The 16,044-nt window shown below is 74.9% G+C and carries 11 protein-coding genes; 6 read left to right on the top strand and 5 right to left on the bottom strand.

The features are described from left to right. Positions 1-7: 7 nt before the first annotated feature. Positions 8-667: an allophanate hydrolase subunit 1 gene (locus CK485_RS23450; RefSeq protein ID WP_109454369.1), complete on the top strand. Its 660-nt coding sequence runs from the start codon at positions 8-10 to the stop codon at positions 665-667. Next, positions 664-1,533 carry a biotin-dependent carboxyltransferase family protein gene (locus CK485_RS23445; RefSeq protein WP_109453837.1) on the top strand — a complete coding sequence of 290 codons (870 nt, stop codon included), beginning with the start codon at positions 664-666 and terminating at the stop codon, positions 1,531-1,533. The genes CK485_RS23450 and CK485_RS23445 overlap by 4 nt, the downstream gene beginning before the upstream one ends. On the opposite strand, the gene CK485_RS23440 is transcribed toward CK485_RS23445, so the two are convergent. Both CK485_RS23440 and CK485_RS23435 read right to left on the bottom strand, forming a co-directional pair. Beyond that, positions 1,434-5,117 carry a hydantoinase B/oxoprolinase family protein gene (locus CK485_RS23440; RefSeq protein ID WP_109453836.1) on the bottom strand — a complete coding sequence of 1,228 codons (3,684 nt, stop codon included), beginning with the start codon at positions 5,115-5,117 and terminating at the stop codon, positions 1,434-1,436. The two genes, CK485_RS23445 and CK485_RS23440, sit on opposite strands and share 100 nt — an antisense overlap. Positions 5,118-5,211: 94 nt before the next feature. Continuing rightward, positions 5,212-6,630 (bottom strand): hypothetical protein, encoded by a 1,419-nt coding sequence (locus CK485_RS23435; RefSeq protein WP_109453835.1) that lies wholly within the window; start codon positions 6,628-6,630, stop codon positions 5,212-5,214. Between the two features lie 568 nt (positions 6,631-7,198). Here CK485_RS23435 and CK485_RS23430 point away from each other — a divergent pair. Next, the gene (locus CK485_RS23430; RefSeq protein WP_109453834.1) at positions 7,199-8,647 is read left to right on the top strand and encodes a SpoIIE family protein phosphatase; all 1,449 of its coding nucleotides are present in this window, start codon (positions 7,199-7,201) and stop codon (positions 8,645-8,647) included. A gap of 57 nt (positions 8,648-8,704) precedes the next feature. On the opposite strand, the gene CK485_RS23425 is transcribed toward CK485_RS23430, so the two are convergent. Further along, positions 8,705-10,192: a hypothetical protein gene (locus CK485_RS23425; RefSeq protein WP_109453833.1), complete on the bottom strand. Its 1,488-nt coding sequence runs from the start codon at positions 10,190-10,192 to the stop codon at positions 8,705-8,707. A gap of 359 nt (positions 10,193-10,551) precedes the next feature. Between CK485_RS23425 and CK485_RS23420 the strand changes: the two genes are divergently transcribed. Together CK485_RS23420 and CK485_RS23415 are read left to right on the top strand one after the other, a co-directional pair. Continuing rightward, positions 10,552-11,733, top strand: a complete 1,182-nt coding sequence (locus tag CK485_RS23420; RefSeq protein WP_109453832.1) for an aminoglycoside phosphotransferase family protein — start codon at positions 10,552-10,554, stop codon at positions 11,731-11,733. Between the two features lie 219 nt (positions 11,734-11,952). Further along, positions 11,953-13,851 carry a peptidoglycan recognition family protein gene (locus CK485_RS23415; RefSeq protein ID WP_109454367.1) on the top strand — a complete coding sequence of 633 codons (1,899 nt, stop codon included), beginning with the start codon at positions 11,953-11,955 and terminating at the stop codon, positions 13,849-13,851. An 11-nt stretch (positions 13,852-13,862) separates the two neighbouring features. Here the strand turns inward: CK485_RS23415 and CK485_RS23410 are convergent, their stop codons facing one another. Beyond that, a complete protein-coding gene (locus CK485_RS23410) occupies positions 13,863-14,363 on the bottom strand; it encodes a hypothetical protein (protein WP_109454368.1) in 501 nt (166 codons plus the stop codon). A 414-nt stretch (positions 14,364-14,777) separates the two neighbouring features. On the opposite strand from CK485_RS23410, the gene CK485_RS23405 reads away from it, so the two are divergent. Continuing rightward, positions 14,778-15,071, top strand: coding sequence for a hypothetical protein (locus CK485_RS23405; RefSeq protein ID WP_109453831.1), 294 nt, complete (start codon positions 14,778-14,780; stop codon positions 15,069-15,071). Positions 15,072-15,182: 111 nt separating this feature from the next. Here CK485_RS23405 and CK485_RS23400 read toward each other — a convergent pair whose 3' ends face one another. Further along, on the bottom strand, positions 15,183-15,422 hold the full coding sequence (locus CK485_RS23400; RefSeq protein ID WP_109453830.1) for a DUF397 domain-containing protein: 240 nt from the start codon (positions 15,420-15,422) through the stop codon (positions 15,183-15,185). Positions 15,423-16,044 lie beyond the last annotated feature (622 nt).

The raw sequence follows: 16,044 nt of genomic DNA, 5'->3' as shown, positions 1-16,044 counted from the left end.
CGGGCGCATGCGGATGCTGCCGGTCGGCGACAACGGGCTGCTGGTCGAACTGCCGGACGGCGCGGCTGTCGAGGCGCTCTACGCGGAACTCCTGCGCCGCACCGGCCGGTCGGCGACCCCGCCGTCCGACGGTCACGACGGGGGCCTTCACGCTGTGCCCGCCGTCCGCGAGATCGTTCCGGCCGCGCGCACGATCCTGCTCACCGGACTCGACCGACCCGCCTCCTTCGCGGCCGAGTTGGCCACCTGGCGGATTCCGCCGCGCGGGCCGTCCACCCGGCGCGTCGTCGAACTGCCGATCCGCTACGACGGGCCCGACCTCGCGGCGGTGGCCGCGCGGTGGGGCGTGACCGAGCGGGAGGTGGCGCGGGAGCACGCCGCCACCGAGTTCCGGGTCGCCTTCTGCGGGTTCGCGCCCGGCTTCGGCTATCTGACCGGGCTGCCCGAACACCGCCACGTGCCGCGACGCGAGGTGCCGCGAACCAGCGTCCCCAGCGGCTCGGTCGGCCTGGCCGGTCCGTACACCGGCGTCTACCCGCGCTCCTCCCCCGGCGGCTGGCAGGTCATCGGGACGACGGACGCCGCGCTGTGGGACCCGGCGCGCGAGCCCGCCGCCCTGCTCACGCCCGGGACCACGGTGCGCTTCGTACCGGAGGGCGGCCGATGACCGGCGCACGGCTCACGGTGGTACGGGCGGGAGCCCTGACCACCCCGCAGGATCTCGGCCGTCCCGGCCACGCGCACCTCGGCGTTCCGGCCGCGGGCGCGCTCGACCCGCCCGCCCACCGCGCCGCCAACCGCCTCGTCGGCAACCCGCCGGACGCGGCGACGCTGGAGACCACGGTCACCGGCTGCGCGCTGCGGGCGGACCGCGAGGTCGTCGTGGCCGTCACGGGCGCCCCCTGCCCGGTGCGCGTCGACGGGCGCCCGGCGGCGTGGGGCGAGCCGGTGCGGCTCCCGGCGGGCGCGGTGCTCGAAGCGGGCCCGGCGACCCACGGGGTCCGCTCCTACGTCGCCTTCGCGGGCGGCGTCGCCGTACCGCGCGTCCTGGGCAGCAGGTCGGCCGACCTGCTGTCCGGGCTGGGGCCCGCTCCACTGCGCGACGGCGACGTGCTGCCGCTGGGCGAGCCGAGCCGCGCGGCGGCGCGCCCGGAGCGGGTGCCGCTGCCCGGGCCGCCCGAGGAGTTGGTGCTGCCGCTGCTGCCGGGTCCCCGGGCCGACTGGTTCGCGCCCGCGGCCCTGCGGGTGCTGGCCACCGGGGACTACCGCGTCTCCAGCGCGAGCAACCGGATCGGCCTGCGCACCGAGGGCCCGGCCCTGCCGCGCGCCCGCGAGGGCGAACTGCCCAGCGAGGGAATGGCGTTGGGGGCGCTCCAGGTGCCGCCGCACGGGCGCCCGATCCTGTTCCTGGCCGACCACCCCACGACCGGCGGCTACCCGGTGATCGGCGTGGTGCCGGAGTCCTCCCTGCCGCCCGCGGCCCAGGCCGTGCCGGGCACGCCCGTTCGGTTCGTGCCGCTGGGCGGCCCGTAACCGCCGCCGCCCGGGGTACGCACCACCAGCACGTCGTCGACGTCCACGTCGGCGGTGTCGCAGCCGCGCAGGGTCCGTGCGCCGCCCTCCGCGTACTCGACCGCGTTCTCGCCCAGCGCGCCGGGGGCGCCGCCCGCCATGCCGTAGGGCGGGACCCTGCGGTGGCCGGTCAGCAGGGCCACCGTCATCGGCTCCAGGAAACGGATGCGGCGCACCACCCCGCGCCCGCCGTGCCACCGGCCCGCTCCCCCGCTGCCGTCCCGCACGGCGAAGCCGTCCACCCGCACCGGGTAGCGCCACTCCAGTACTTCGGGGTCGGTCAGGCGGGAGTTGGTCATGTGGGTCTGCACCGCGTCCGCGCCGTCGAAGCCGTCGCCCGCGCCGGAGCCGCTCGCCACCGTCTCGTAGTACTGCACGCGGTCGTTGCCGAAGGTGACGTTGTTCATGGTGCCCGACCCCTCCGCCTGCACGCCCAGCGCCGCGTACAGGGCGCCGGTGACCGCCTGCGAGGTCTCGACGTTGCCCGCGACGGTGGCGGCGGGATACGTGGGCGCCAGCATCGAGCCCTTGGGCACCCGGACCTCGATCGGCTTCAGGCAGCCGCTGTTGAGCGGGATGTCGTCGGCGACCAGGGTGCGGAAGACGTAGAGCACGGCCGCCATCACCACGGCCGTCGGCGCGTTGAGGTTGCCCGGCTGCTGCGGCGAGGTCCCGGCGAAGTCGATGACGGCGGAGCGTTCGGCGCGGTCCACCGTCACGCGCACCGCGATGACGGCGCCGTTGTCGGTCTCGTAGGTGTACGAGCCGTCGTCCAGCCCGGCGACGATGCGGCGCACCGACTCCTCGGCGTTGTCCTGCACGTGCCGCATGTACGCGCGCACCACGTCGAGCCCGAACTGCTCCACCATGCGCCGCAGTTCGTGGACGCCCTTGGTGTTGGCGGCGATCTGGGCGCGCAGGTCGGTGAGATTGGCGCGCGGATCGCGGGAGGGGTACCGCGCGCCGGTCAGCAGTTCCAGGGTCTCCGCCTCGCGCAGCCGGCCGTCGCGCACCAGCAGCCAGTTGTCGAACAGCACGCCCTCCTCGTGCACGGTCGTGCTGAACGCGGGCATCGAGCCCGGGGTGATGCCGCCGATCTCGGCGTGGTGGCCGCGCGAGGCGACGAGGAAGAGCAGTTCGCGCCCTGCGTCGTCGAAGACCGGGGTCACCACGGTCACGTCCGGCAGGTGGGTGCCGCCGTGGTACGGGTCGTTGACCGCGTAGACGTCGCCCGGCCGCAGCGATTCGGCGTCCCGCCGCCGCAGCACCTCCTTGATGGACTCCCCCATCGAACCGAGGTGGACGGGGATGTGCGGGGCGTTGGCGATGAGGTTGCCGCGGGCGTCGAACAGCGCGCAGGAGAAGTCGAGGCGTTCCTTGATGTTGACCGAGTGCGCGGTGTTCTCCAGCCGCACGCCCATCTGCTCGGCGATCGCCATGAAGAGGTTGTTGAAGACCTCCAGGGTGACCGGGTCGGCCTCGGTGCCGACGGCGACCGCCTTCGGGCGCGGGCGGGCACGGGTCAGCACCAGGTGGCCGCTGTCGGCGACCCGGACCTGCCAGCCGGGGTCCACGACGGTGGTGGCGTCCGGTTCGGCGACGATCGCGGGCCCCGTCACCACCTCGCCCGGGCGCAGGGCGGCCCGCCGGTACAGTGCGGCGTCCTGCCAGCGGTCCTCGGCGAAGACCTTGACGGTCTCCAACGGGCCTGCTCCGCCAGGTGATTGATCTCCCGCCAGGTCTGCGGCGGCCTGGCGGCCCGCCGCGCCGGTGGCCTCCACCGTGACCGACTCGACGACCAGCGGCTTGTCCATGGTGAAGGCGTAGCGCGCCCGATGGGCGTCCTCGAAGGCGCGGGTCATCCCGGCGATGTCGTCCAGCGTCACCGGCAGGCTGGAATCGGTCCCCTCGTACCGCAGCAGCACGCGTGCCGTCGTGCTCACCGACGTCCCGGGCACGTGGTCGGCACGCAACTGCTCCCGGGTGCGCCGGTCCAACTCGCCGCACAGCTCACGCACCTGACGCATCGTGGGCTCGTCGAGCGGCGCCTCGACGGACCGCTCGCGCATCGCGGTGGCGTCGGCCAGCCCGATCCCGTACGCGGACAGCACGCCGGCCAGCGGCGGTACGAGCACGGTGTCGACGCCCAGCGCGTCGGCGACGGCGCAGGCGTGCTGGCCGCCCGCGCCGCCGAAGCCGACGAGGGCGTAGCGGGTGATGTCGTAACCGCGTTGCACGGAGATCTTCTTGACCGCGTTGGCCATGCCGAGCACGGCGATCTCCAGGAACCCCGCGGCGACCTGCTCGGGCCCGCGCCGGTCGCCGGTGGCCCTCGCGGTCTCCTCGGCCAGCGCGGCGAACCGCTCGCGGACCACCCCGGCGTCCAGCGGCTCGTCCCCGCCGGGGCCGAACACCGCGGGGAAGTGCGCCGGCTGGACGCGGCCGAGCATCACGTTGGCGTCGGTGACGGTCAGCGGGCCGCCGCGCCGGTAGCAGGCCGGGCCCGGCACCGCGCCCGCCGAGTCGGGGCCGACGCGGTAGCGGGCGCCGTCGAAGTGCAGCACCGAGCCGCCACCCGCGGCGACGGTGTGGATGTTCATCATGGGCACCCGCATCCGCACCCCGGCGACCTCGGTGCCCAGGGAGCGTTCGAACGCGCCCGCGTAGTGCGAGACGTCGGTGGAGGTGCCGCCCATGTCGAAGCCGATCACCCGGTCGTACCCGGCCTGCGCCGCGGTGCGGACCATGCCGACGACGCCGCCCGCGGGCCCGGACAGCACCGCGTCCTTGCCCCGGAAGTGCTCGGCCTCCCGCAGGCCGCCGTTGGACTGCATGAACATCAGCCGTACATCGGCGAGTTCGGCCGCCACGCCTTCGACGTAGCGGCGCAGGATCGGCGAGAGGTAGGCGTCGACGACGGTGGTGTCGCCGCGCGGGACGAGCTTGATCAGCGGGCTGACCTCGTGCGAGCAGCTGATCTGACGGAATCCCAGCTGCCTGGCCACCTCGGCCACCGCGTGTTCGTGCTCCGTGTGGCGGTAGCCGTGCAGCAGCACGACGGCGACACTGTCGATGCCGTCGCGGCGCACGGCGGACAGGGCTTCGCGCACGGCCTCCAGGTCGAGCGGGCGGACCGCCTCGCCGTGCGCGCCGACGCGTTCGGGGACCTCGACCACCCGGTCGTAGACCGCTTCGGGCAGCAGGATGCGGCGGTCGAAAAGGCGGGGGCGGTTCTGGTAGGCGATGCGCAACGCGTCGCGGAAGCCCTCGGTGATCACCAGGGCGGTCGGCTCGCCCGCGCGTTCCAGCAGGGCGTTGGTGGCCACCGTGGTGCCCATCTTGACGACGTCGATCCGCTCCGCGGGCACCGGTTCGTCCTCGGCGAGGCCCAGCGCGAGCCGGATCCCCGCCACGGCGGCGTCCCGGCGCCTGCCCGGGTCGTGGCTGAGGAGCTTGGCGCTCCCCACCCGGCCGTCCGGCCGCGCGGCCACGACGTCGGTGAACGTGCCGCCGCGGTCGATCCAGAACTCCCAGAGCCCGGTCACCCCTCCATTCTGGCAGCGGTGGTCCGGCCCGGCTCGTCGCTGCCCGGCGCCACCCGGGCGCCCGAATCCGGCGGCCCGCGGCGGCCCGGTCGCCTCAGGTCAGCGGCTCCGGCGTGCTGAGCCTGCCGCGTACCGCCGTCTGCACCTCGGCCTCCTCGGCCGGGTCTGCGGCCAGGCTGCGCAGCCGCGCCAGGACGCGCACGTCCCCGGTGGTGGCGTGCCGGGCGGCGAGTTCGCGGGTGGTCTCCTCGCAGTCCCACAGGCACTCGATGGCGAAGCCCTGGGCGAACGCCGGATCGGTGGCGGCCAGCGCGCGGGCGGCGCAGCCGCGCAGGTGGGAGGAGGCGGTCTCGCGGTAGACGTGTCGCAGCACCGGGGCTGCGCAGCCGATCGACAGCCTGCCGACGCCCTCGATCAGCACGTCGAGGCCGTCGGCGTCAGCGCCGTGCGTGCGCACGGCGCGGCGCAGGGCGGACAGCACCCGGGCGGTGTCCTCGGGGCCGCCGAGGAGCGCGAGCATCCGGGCGGCGGCGGCGCCCAGGTCGTCGTCGCGTCCGGCCCAGGCTCGGGCGCGGTCCAGGGCGGCGACGCTGCGCATCCGGGAGAACGACTCCAGCGCGGCGCGGGCGACCACCGGAGAGGGATCGGCGCTCGCCGCCTCGATCAGCGCGAGGACGTCTGGATCCTGGCGGTCGGCGAGGTGGCGCAGGGCGGCGGCGCGGGCCGCCTCGGGGCCTCGGCGCGCGGCGTCCAGCAGCTCGCCGCGGTGCTCGGGCCCGGCCACCGCGGCCAGGCAGCGTGCGGCGGGGGCGTCGCGGGCTTGCGTGGGGTGGCCGTCGAGTCCCTCCTGCGCCCACCGCAGGACGTCGCGGACGCTCCAGCCGGGCGTGGGCCCGGCCGGGCGCATCTGCCGCTGCCAGCGGTCGAACGATCCGCGTTCCCGGGCGGCCCGCACGCGCTCGCCGTGCACCGGGTCCTCGGCCCACAGCCGCCAGGGCCGCGGCTCGTACGCCTCGCGCACGGCCCTGGCCAACGCGGCGTCGCCCTCGGCGTCCCCGGGGAAACGGCCGAGGACGGCGGGGGCCAGGGCGCGCAGGGTCGCGTCGTCGGCCCGCAGCGCCAGCTCGTCGAGCGCCCACTCCCAGTTGCCGCCGCGCGCCGCGTAGTCGCGCAGCAGCCGCAGCGCGTCACGGCGCCCGTACCCGGCGAGGTGGCCCAGGACGGACAGGGCGAGGCCGGTGCGCTGCTCGTCGGTGTCCAGGAGGTCATCGGGGTGGAAGAGATGCTGTTCGATCCCGTCGAGTCCGCCCTCGAGCTCGGAGTACAGGCGGGCGTAGTACAAGGACCGCGACTCGACCTGCCAGTCGCGGCGGGGGTCGCTCAGGACGCACCTCTCCAGCGCGGCGAGTGCCTCGCCGCGCTGTTCCGCGAGGGCGTGCAGGGTCCCGTCCCCGCGCCCCCGCTGGAGGAGGCCGAGAAGGGTGCCACTGGGCGCTATGTCTGGGTCGAACATGAGGTCAGCATCCGGTGCGGAGGGTTACGGTGCAACGGGATTTCCGCTGCCGACTCCCGCATCCTTACCGCTGGACGCGGGCTGTATGCCGTGCGGTGTCGGCGTCGGCGGCCTGGGACCGCTTCCGCGACGCGGGTGCGCGAGCGCGCCGCAGCATACCGGCCGTAGCCGCTGGTGGCCGCCCCGGCGGTGGTCCTCCGGCCACGCGGGGGCGTACGGCGGTCATCGGGGCGGGTACGAGGGCGCCCCGAGCCTCCGGTGCCGTGAGTGAGCGTCGAACGCGCGGACGGGCGGCGAAACGCCATGAAACGCCCGGGCGCCCGGTTCCGCCCCCGCCGGCTGTCGCTCTCCGTGTCCGGCGAGCGTCAACCCCGCGTCAACCTGGCGTCCTCCTCCCCCGGGTCGCCTTCGAGCCGTCGTGGGGCCGGATATGCCAGGAGCACCACCGGAACGGGTATCGCGGAAACCCTTACGGACCATCGCGCTGTGTGCAACAGTCGTCACTGGCCCGATTGCCGTCCCGCGCCCCCGCAGGGCGCCGGAGCCCGAGCACCTTCCGGAGACAGTCATGCCGTCCCACCTGCATGAGGATCACGCCGCGCCCGCGCCGCGCCCCGGCGGAGTCGACTCCCTCATCTCCCAGGCCCGCCGGCTCCGCGGCCAGCTCGACGCCGTACGCCGTGACGCGCGGCCGGGGACGGCCGGGGAGGGCGACGACGCGCTGGGGCGCTGGCAGCGGGCACTGTGCGACCTGGCGGCGCACCACCTGGACGATCTGGGCGACCACCTCGGCCAGTTGAAGGAGGGCCTGCGGGACGACGAGGCGGCCGAGGGCGCGGCCTACCCGGAGCCCGGGGAGCAGCCGCCGCCCGCGCCCTCCGGTGTGCGTGCGCTGGGCCGGGCGGGCAGCGCGGAGTGGAATCTGCTCACCGACGAGGTGGAGTGGTCCGACGAGCTGTTCCGGATCTTCGGGCGGACCCGGCAGGACGGTCCGCTGACGCTGGACGAGCTTCCGTCCTGGCTGTTCACCGAGGACCAGGAGGCGATGACCGCGATGGTCACCGCCTGCCTGGTCGACGGCAGGCCGCTCGACGGGGAGTTCCGCATCGTGCGCCCGGACGGCTCGGTGCGCACGGTGCACATGGTGGGTGAACCGGTGCTGGACGCGGACGGCGCCACCGCCTCGATGTGGGCGGTGCTGCGCGACGTCAGCGAACTGCGCCGCAGCCAGCGCACGGTGCGCGAGACCCGTGCCTCACTGCGCCGCGAGCAGCAGGTCGCCCGCACCGAACACCGGCTCGCGGTCGAGTTGCAGGAGGCCGTGCTGCCGCCGTGGCGTGGCTCGGCACTGCTGCCGTCCGGCGCCGCGCCCGCCCTCGACCTCGCCGCCCACTACCTGCCGTGCGGCACCAGCGCGCTGATCGGCGGCGACTGGTACGACGCCATGCAACTCCCGGACGGCACCACGCTGTTGACGGTCGGCGATCTCACCGGCCACGGCGTGGCCGCCACTTCGGGGATGGCGATGATGCTGGGCGCGGTGCGCGGCATGGCACTCGCCGGCCTGGAGCCCGGCCCCTTGCTGGCCCGGCTCAACCAGCTGATCGACCGCTCGGCCCAGCCCGCCCTGGGCAGCGCGCTGTGCTGCCGCTACGAGTCGGGTGAACGACTGCTGACCTGGTCGCAGGCCGGGCACCCCGCTCCGCTGCTGTTCCGGGACGGTGCAGGCCGCGCCCTGGAGCCACCGGAGGGGGTGCTGCTGGGCGCGACCCAACGGGCCGCGTACGGACAGCGGGTGGAGCGGTTGCACGCCGGTGATCTGCTGGTGCTGCACACGGACGGCCTGGTGCCGCGCAGGGCCGGGGACGACGTCTGCGGAACCGACCGGCTGCTGGCCCTGGCCCCCCGTTTCGCCGAGGCCCGCAGCGCGCAGGACTGCGTGCGCGCCATCGTCGAGGAACTCGGCTCACCTGAACGCGACGACGACGCGTGCGTGCTCGTCGCGCGGATCGCGTAGCGACGGCCGGCGCCGTGGCACCCGCCCGGTGCCGTGGCCGCCGCCGGGCGCCCCCGGTCACACCTGCCGTGACGCGGCGTTCGGCGTCGCCCCCTTCCTGGGCAGCGCCAGCCGGATCTCGTCCCGCAGGTCCTGGATGCCGTTGTACTCCGCGTACCGCCCGGTCAGCCGGTACATCTCGCGCAGCCGGTCCCAGGTGCGGTGCGACGACGTCTGGCCGATGGTCAGCAGCGCCAACCGGGCGTACCGGTCGGCCTGTTCGGGATCGTCGGCGATGAAGCAGGCCGACGCCATGGAGATGTAGTCGAAGATCTTCGACCGCTCGTGGCCCGAGTTGCGTAGCTGTAGGGCGAGTTGGGCGTGCCGCTGGGCGGGGACGGCGGCGGACGGGTCGTGCTCGGCGAGGGTGCGGTAGGCGAGCGCCTGCATGCCGTGCAGGTCGGCCTCGTCGAAGTTCTGCATCCAACTGGGCGGCGGCACGTCGCCCTTGTCGGCGGTGAACAGCTCCTCCGCCTCGCCGAGCGTGCGGCGCATGGCCTGCCCCCGGCCCTTGGACGCCTGCGCCCACGCCTCGATGGTGTGGAGCATCGCCCGGGTACGCGGCAGGGTCTGCTCGCCCGAGCCGGTCTTGGCCAGCTTCATCAGGTCCAGCGCGTCGTCGGGGCGGCCCAGGTGGATCATCTGCCGGGCGGCCCGGGACAGCGCCTCGCCCGCGCGGGGCCGGTCGCCGCCTTCCCTGGCCGCGTGCGCGGCGATGACGAAGTACTTCTGCGCGGTGGGCTCCAGACCGACGTCGTGCGACATCCAGCCCGCCAGCACGGCCAGGTTGGCGGCCACGCCCCACAGCCTGCGTTGCAGGTGCGCCGGGTGGCGGTAGGCGAGCATGCCGCCGACCTCGTTCAACTGCCCGACGACCGCCTTGCGTTGCAGGCCGCCGCCGCGGGAGGCGTCCCAGGCGCGGAAGACCTCGACGGAGTGTTCCAGCGCCTCGATCTCGTCGGAGCCCACCGGCGCGGCCTCGTAGCGGTCGAATCCGGCGGCCGAGGCGTTCGCCGGGTGCAGGGGGTCGTCGAGGGCGGGGGCGTCGGCCGCCAGGGCCGGGTCGGAGTGCAGCCAGTCGTACATGGCAGAGCTGAGGGCGGAGCCGGCGGCGAGCGCGGCGCCCGCGCCCATCAGACCGCGTCGGTTGAGCATGAGGTCCATTCCCGTGAATTCGGTGAGGACCGCGGCGGTTCGCTCCGGTGGCCACGGCAGGCCGTCCTCGGCCTGCTTCCTGGCCGTTCGCCGTCGCCGGCCGAACCCGAGGTCCTCGATGGTCACGACACGACCGAGACGCTCGGTGAACAGGGCGGCCAGCACTTTGGGCACGGGATCGCGCGGCGTCTCGCCGGTCTCGATCCAGCGGCGCACCCGTGAGGTGTCGGTCGACAGCTGCGGATGGCCCATGGCCGCCGCCTGCCGGTTGACCATCCTCGCCAGCTCGCCCTTGGACCAGCCGGTGAGGCCGAACAGGTCCGCGAGCCGGGTGTTGGCTTCCTTGGTCACGTCAAGCCCCCAGGTTCCTCGGCAGAGTTGACACTAATGGCCTGATCCGGCCGTCGCGAGCATTCGCCAGGGTTCGCCAGGGTTCGCCAGATGGTCTGCCACCCGCGCGCTGGTGTCAGGTAGGAACGCGCCACCCCGGCCCGGTGGCGGTCGGCTCCCCGACCGCCGGCGGACAAGGGCGCCCGGTACACCGGGCGGCTCCGGCCGGCGGCCGCATTCCCCAGGGTGCGGTCACCGGCCGGGGCCGCCGGTCGTACCGGTCGCGCCGGCCGGCCGGGAGTACGCGGAGCGGCCCGCCGGGCCGCTCCGCGTACCAGCCAGAAGCACCTCCGGCACACGAAGGGATCTGTCAGCAACCCATGTACTCAGCATCGTCCTCCGTGTCCGCACCTCCCCGGCCGGCCGCGCACCGCGCCACCGGCCTGATCGCCCGCCCCCGGGGGCTGCCCGCAGAACCGTTCCTGGACGCGGGCCGCGCCGCCGGGGCGAGCCGGCCCCTGCCGCCCGCCGCGGCCGCCGGGCGCCCGGTGCCGCGACCGCGCGCCACCCCGCCGGGCGCCGGGCACCCGCTCAGCGGGAGGCTCGACGTGACCGGCCCGCAGGGCGCGCAGTTGCGCACCGCGATCGCGGCCGTGCAGCGGATCTGTCCGGAGTTCAGCCCCGCGCAGGTGCTGCGGCGCAGCGGCCGGTCGGTCCTGCTGGTGGGCGCGGCGGGCCGTGCCCCCGCGGTCGCCAAGTGCCTGCTGGACCACTCCCCGGTGTGGGCGGAGAACCTGCGGCACGAAATAGCGGCCTACCGGGCCTTCGTCCGGCACCGGCCGCCCACCCGGGTGCCGCGTCTGGTGGCGGCCGACCCGGAGACCTGCACGCTGGTGCTGGAACGGCTGCCCGGACGGGTCGCGGCGGTCCCCCGGCATCCGGTGGAGGCGCCGCCCCGGGCGGACATCAAGGCGGCGCTCGGCGCCCTGTGCCGGATCAACATGTGGCAGCCGCCCCCCGGCGTCTTCGGCCGTCCGCTGCGGTACGCGGAGCAGATCTCCCGCTTCCACCAGCTGGGCCTTTTCACCGACCGGGACCGGGACGACCTGCGCAAGCTGCTGCGCGGTCTGGGCGGCGAGATCCTCGGCCACTGCGAGCTGCAGTTCTGTCACGGCGACGCGCTGCTGTCCAACGTGCTGCTGTCTCCGACCGGCCCGGCGCTGGTGGACTGGGAGACCGCGGGCTGGTACCTGCCGGGGTACGACCTCGCCGTGCTGTGGTCGGTGCTGGGCGCGGACCCGCTGGCGCGGCGGCAGATCAGCCAGCTGGCGCAGAAGGACGGCCCGGCCGCGCGTGACGCCTTCCTGGTGAATCTGATGATCGTATTGACGCGGGAGATCCGGCGGTACGAGACGGCGCTCCAGCGCTCCCTCCAGGGCACGGGACCGGTGACCACGGCCGCGATCGAGGCAGGCGAGGAGCAGCGGCTGCTGCTGCGCAGGCTGCACGACGACTGCGGCATGGCACGCCGCGCCGTGCGCGCCGCGGTGGGCACCCGTTGAGCGCGGGGCGGGCGCTGACGTGCGGAAACGCCGATATTCCGGGTGTTTGACGTAGCGTCAGGCAATCAGTACCTCTGTGGTCGCGCACGTCCCGCCCCACCCGGCACACTCACGGAGGCCGCTGTGCGATCGATCTGCGCGTCCCGCACGCCCCGTCCCCCGCGCCGCGCGCGCCTGCCGCTGGTCGCCGCGGTCACCGCCGCCGCGACGGCGCTCCCGGTGCTGGCGACCGCGCCGCAGGCCGCCGCGTCCGGACCGCCGGCCCCGGTCGGCGCGCGAGCGGACTCCGCCGTGCTCCAGGGCGCGTTCGCCTCGGCGGCCACCCGCTATCACGTGCCGCTGTCCGTGCTGCTCGGGGTGGCGTACCTGGAGTCGCGCTGGGACACCCACGGCGGCCACCCGAGCGTCACCGGCGGCTACGGCCCCATGCACCTGACCGACGCGGCCACCGCGCTGGACGGCCGTGCCGTGCCGACCCCGGAGGCCGTCGAGTCCGGCGAACCCCGCGCGCTGCCCGCGTCCCTGGCACCGGGCACGACGCCGGCCGCGCTGGAGACCGCGGCCCGGGCCGCCGCGCTGACCGGGCTGAGCACCCCGCGGCTGCGCACCGACCCCGCCGCCAACGTGGCGGGCGGCGCCGCCCTGCTGGCCGCGGCGCAGCGGGCCCTGGGCCGTCCGCTGAGCGCCGACCCGGCCGACTGGTTCGGCGCGGTCGCCCGCTACAGCGGGGCCGACGACACCGCGAGCGCGGCCGACTTCGCCGCCGACGTCTTCGAGACGATCAGGACGGGCATGTCCCGCACCACCGACAGCGGCCAGCGCGTCACGCTGGCCGCTGACCCCTCGGAACGGCCCGACGCCGCGCAGGCGAGGGCGCTGGGCCTGCGCACCGCCGACACCCGGCACACCGAGTGTCCGCCGACGGTGGCCTGCGAGTGGGTGCCCGCGCCGTACACGCACTACGGCCCGGGGCCGTCGGACTACGGCAACCACGACCTGGCCGACCGGCCCGCCGACTCCTCGGTCGACTACATCGTCATCCACGACACCGAGGGCGACTGGGCGGTGACCCTCAAGACCGTCCGCGACCCCGAGTACCTGGGCTGGCACTACACCGTGCGCGCGGCGGACGGCCACGTCGCGCAGCACATGGCCACGAAGGACGTCGGCTGGCACGCGGGCAACTGGTACATCAACAGCAAGTCCCTCGGCGTGGAGCACGAGGGCTTCCTCGCCGATCCGGGCTCCTGGTACACCGAGGCGATGTACCGCGCGTCGGCCCGGCTGGTGCGCTACCTGTCGGCGCGCTACCACGTGCCGCTGGACCGGCAGCACATCCTCGGCCACGACAACGTGCCCGCGATGACACCCGCGACGGTGGCGGCGATGCACACCGACCCCGGGCCGTACTGGGACTGGGCGCACTACTTCGAACTGCTGGGCGCGCCGTTCACGGCGGCGCCCGGCCGGAACGGCGGCCTGGTCACCATCGACCCGCCCTACTCCGGCAACCGCCCCTCGTACACCGGCTGCGTCACGCCGGGCGCGTCCTGCGCCGCGCACGGCTCCGACGCGGTGCGGCTGTACACGGCGCCGAGCGAGCGGGCCGCGCTGGTCACTGACCCCGGTCTGCACCCGGACGCCGTGACCACGACCGGGGTCAACGACACCGGCGCGCGGGCCTCGACGGGTCAGCGGTTCGCGGTCGCCGGTCGGCAAGGCGACTGGACGGCGATCTGGTACCTGGGGCAGAAGGCGTGGTTCCACGACCCGGCGTCGGCGCCGACCGCCCTCAACGCGCGCGGCCTCGTGGTCACCCCGCGTCCTGGCCTCGCCGCGATCCCGGTCTACGGCCGGGCCTACCCGGAGGCCTCCGCGTACCCGAAGGGCGTGCCGGTGCAGCCGCTCACCCCGCTCCCGTACGGCATCCCCGCAGGGCAGGCGTACGCGGTCGGCGGCCGCACCCGCGGGGAGTTCTTCTACTCGCGCACCTTCGACCGGACCGGGCAGCGCTGGGTGAAGGGCTCGCAGACGTACTACGAGATCCAGTTCGGCCACCGTGTCGCCTTCGTCGAGGCGGACGACGTGACGGTCGGCCCGTCCGGCGCGCGACGCTGACGCACGGGGGCTCAGCCCTGCTGGAACATCTCCGCCGGGAGCGGCTTGAGCAGCTGGTACAGGTCGTCGGTGATCGGCCGGTCCCAGGTGGCGATGGTCACCTGGACGCCGTCGTCGCGGTCGAACTGGGCGCAGGCGACGCGGCCCTCGCTGACCTTGATGCGGCGGACGATCAGCAGGCCGTCGCCGTGCATGACCGGGATGTCCTCGCGCTCCACCTCGTGCACCGGCTCGTCGTTGCCGAGGGCCAGCAGCAGCTGCGCCACCTCGAACGGCACCTCGCCCTCGCCCGGTTCGCGGGCCGGCGAGCCCTCGGGGAGGTTGCCGATCAGCATCGCGGGGCCACGGCCGCCGAACAGGTCGTAGCGCAGGAAGATGCCCTGGCAGCTGCCGTCGGGACCGGGGATCAGTCCGGCGCCCAGGTTCCCCGGCCAGTCGCCCGGATCCATGGCCAGGACGTCGAAGTCCGGACCGGTCGGCGTGGCTGCGCTGCGGCGGCGGAGGAAGGACATGCGCATATCGTACGGTCCCCCGCGCCCGGCCGCGGCCCGGGTCCGAACGGTCACGACGCCGCGGTGGCGGCCTTGCCGCAGTCCGCCGCCCGCCCGGAACGACAGGCGCTCTCGTGCGGCGATCATAGAGGTGACACGTGAACCTGCGTCGCGGGCCGGCCCGAACTCGGCCTCGGCGCTTGCCGGTTGCCGCCGCGGACCTTCCGCGTTCGGCCTGTCCCGGGAGGCGCCCCATGAGCCGCCTTCCCCGCGCCCGCCGCACGGTCGTTCCGCGTGACCTGACGGCCCTCGTGACCGAGGAGGACGGTGCCCCGCCGCAGTACGGTTCGGCGTTCACCGTGCCGGTCGCGCCCGGGGACTCGCGCTCCGCCGAGCAGTGGGCCCGTGCGGTCTTCGAGGAGGGCTCCCGCGGTGATGCGGTGGCTCATGACGACCGGCTGGCGACTGGGACTGCGCCTGCGGCTTGGCCCCTCGGGCTCGCCCGGCCACGTACTGGGCTGGCGCGTCACGGCCAGGAACCCGTTCACCCTCAGCGCGCCCTCACCGCTGATCCGCGCGCGCAACGTCGTACTGGTGGACGCGGACGCGGTCACCTGGGCGACCCTGGTCAGCTACGAGCGCCCCTTCGCCCGCCACGTGTGGGCGGCCGTGGCCCCGGTCCACCACCGGGTGATCCCGTACCTGATGGGCAGGGCGGCGAAGCGATGAGCCGGGAACTCGCGACACGTCCCGGCCGAACTGTCCTGGCCATGCGGTCGCCCGGGTCCGTCCGGCAGCTCGCCGTCCCCGTGGGAGGGGAGCTGCCGGAGGTGGGGCGGGTCAGGTGAGGTCGAACTCGCCGTCGCGGGCGCCGAGGACGAAGGCGCGCCACTCGGCCGGGGTGAAGATCAGCGCGGGGCCGTCCGGCTGGCGGCCGTCACGCATCGCGATGTAGCCCTCCACGAAGGCGATCTGCACGTCGCCGGTCCCCTGGCTGCTGGACAGCCACTCCGCTCCCGTCAGATCGAGCTGCGGTTTCTTCCCGTTGGCCACGGGCTGTCCGATGGTGCTTTCGGCCACGTCCGCTCTCCTCCCGGCGTTGTCGTCCGCCCAGCCTAGCGAGCCCGGACCACCCCCGACAGCCCGTCCGCGCGGAGCACCCGGCGCCCCGACCGCCCGGCCCCCATCAGCCGCGGCCCGCGGGCCGCGGGGGACAACCCGTAAGCGTGACCGAGCACCTCCGGCACGCGTTGGCGGCACTTGGTCACCCCTGGTCCGAAGCCGCTCGGATCGGTCGTCACCATCCGATCTCGGACACGCTCACGGCAGGGCGTTGGGGAACAGGACGGCTCGGCTCGACCGCCGCCGGCGCGGCGCCGCCCGCCGCGTTGGCTCCCCTCGTACCCCCGCCGTGACGATCAGGACCGCTCACGTCACCTGGGCGCGCGGGGCGAGGACTCGCTCCGCGCGCCGCTCCCCGTACGCGGGGGCCGGCGGCTCAGTGCCGTGTCTCATGACGTACTCCACGTAGTACGCGTAGAACGGCGGCAACTCGCCCAGCAGGCGGTCGCGATGACCGCGGGTCTCCGGGTGGGAGGGGCCGAGTCTGCGTCCCGCGTCGGCGAGCGCGTGGATGACCGGCGGCGAGCCGGCGGGCGGGGTGGAACGGCCCACGGGCCGCCGCCTGCGGCTGCCGGGTTCC

This window comes from Streptomyces sp. ICBB 8177, assembly GCF_003144095.1.
Classification (GTDB): domain Bacteria; phylum Actinomycetota; class Actinomycetes; order Streptomycetales; family Streptomycetaceae; genus Streptantibioticus_D.
This window is presented reverse-complemented; position numbering and strand designations above follow the sequence as displayed.

Bases quoted from the DNA above. Each gene is read 5' to 3' on its own strand.
- CK485_RS23450 (WP_109454369.1), top strand. From the start codon at position 8: ATGCGGATGCTGCCGGTCGGCGACAACGGGCTGCTGGTCGAACTGCCG.
- CK485_RS23445 (WP_109453837.1), top strand. From the start codon at position 664: ATGACCGGCGCACGGCTCACGGTGGTACGGGCGGGAGCCCTGACCACC.
- CK485_RS23435 (WP_109453835.1), bottom strand. From the start codon at position 6,630: ATGTTCGACCCAGACATAGCGCCCAGTGGCACCCTTCTCGGCCTCCTC.
- CK485_RS23430 (WP_109453834.1), top strand. From the start codon at position 7,199: ATGCCGTCCCACCTGCATGAGGATCACGCCGCGCCCGCGCCGCGCCCC.
- CK485_RS23420 (WP_109453832.1), top strand. From the start codon at position 10,552: ATGTACTCAGCATCGTCCTCCGTGTCCGCACCTCCCCGGCCGGCCGCG.
- CK485_RS23410 (WP_109454368.1), bottom strand. From the start codon at position 14,363: ATGTCCTTCCTCCGCCGCCGCAGCGCAGCCACGCCGACCGGTCCGGAC.
- CK485_RS23405 (WP_109453831.1), top strand. From the start codon at position 14,778: ATGCGGTGGCTCATGACGACCGGCTGGCGACTGGGACTGCGCCTGCGG.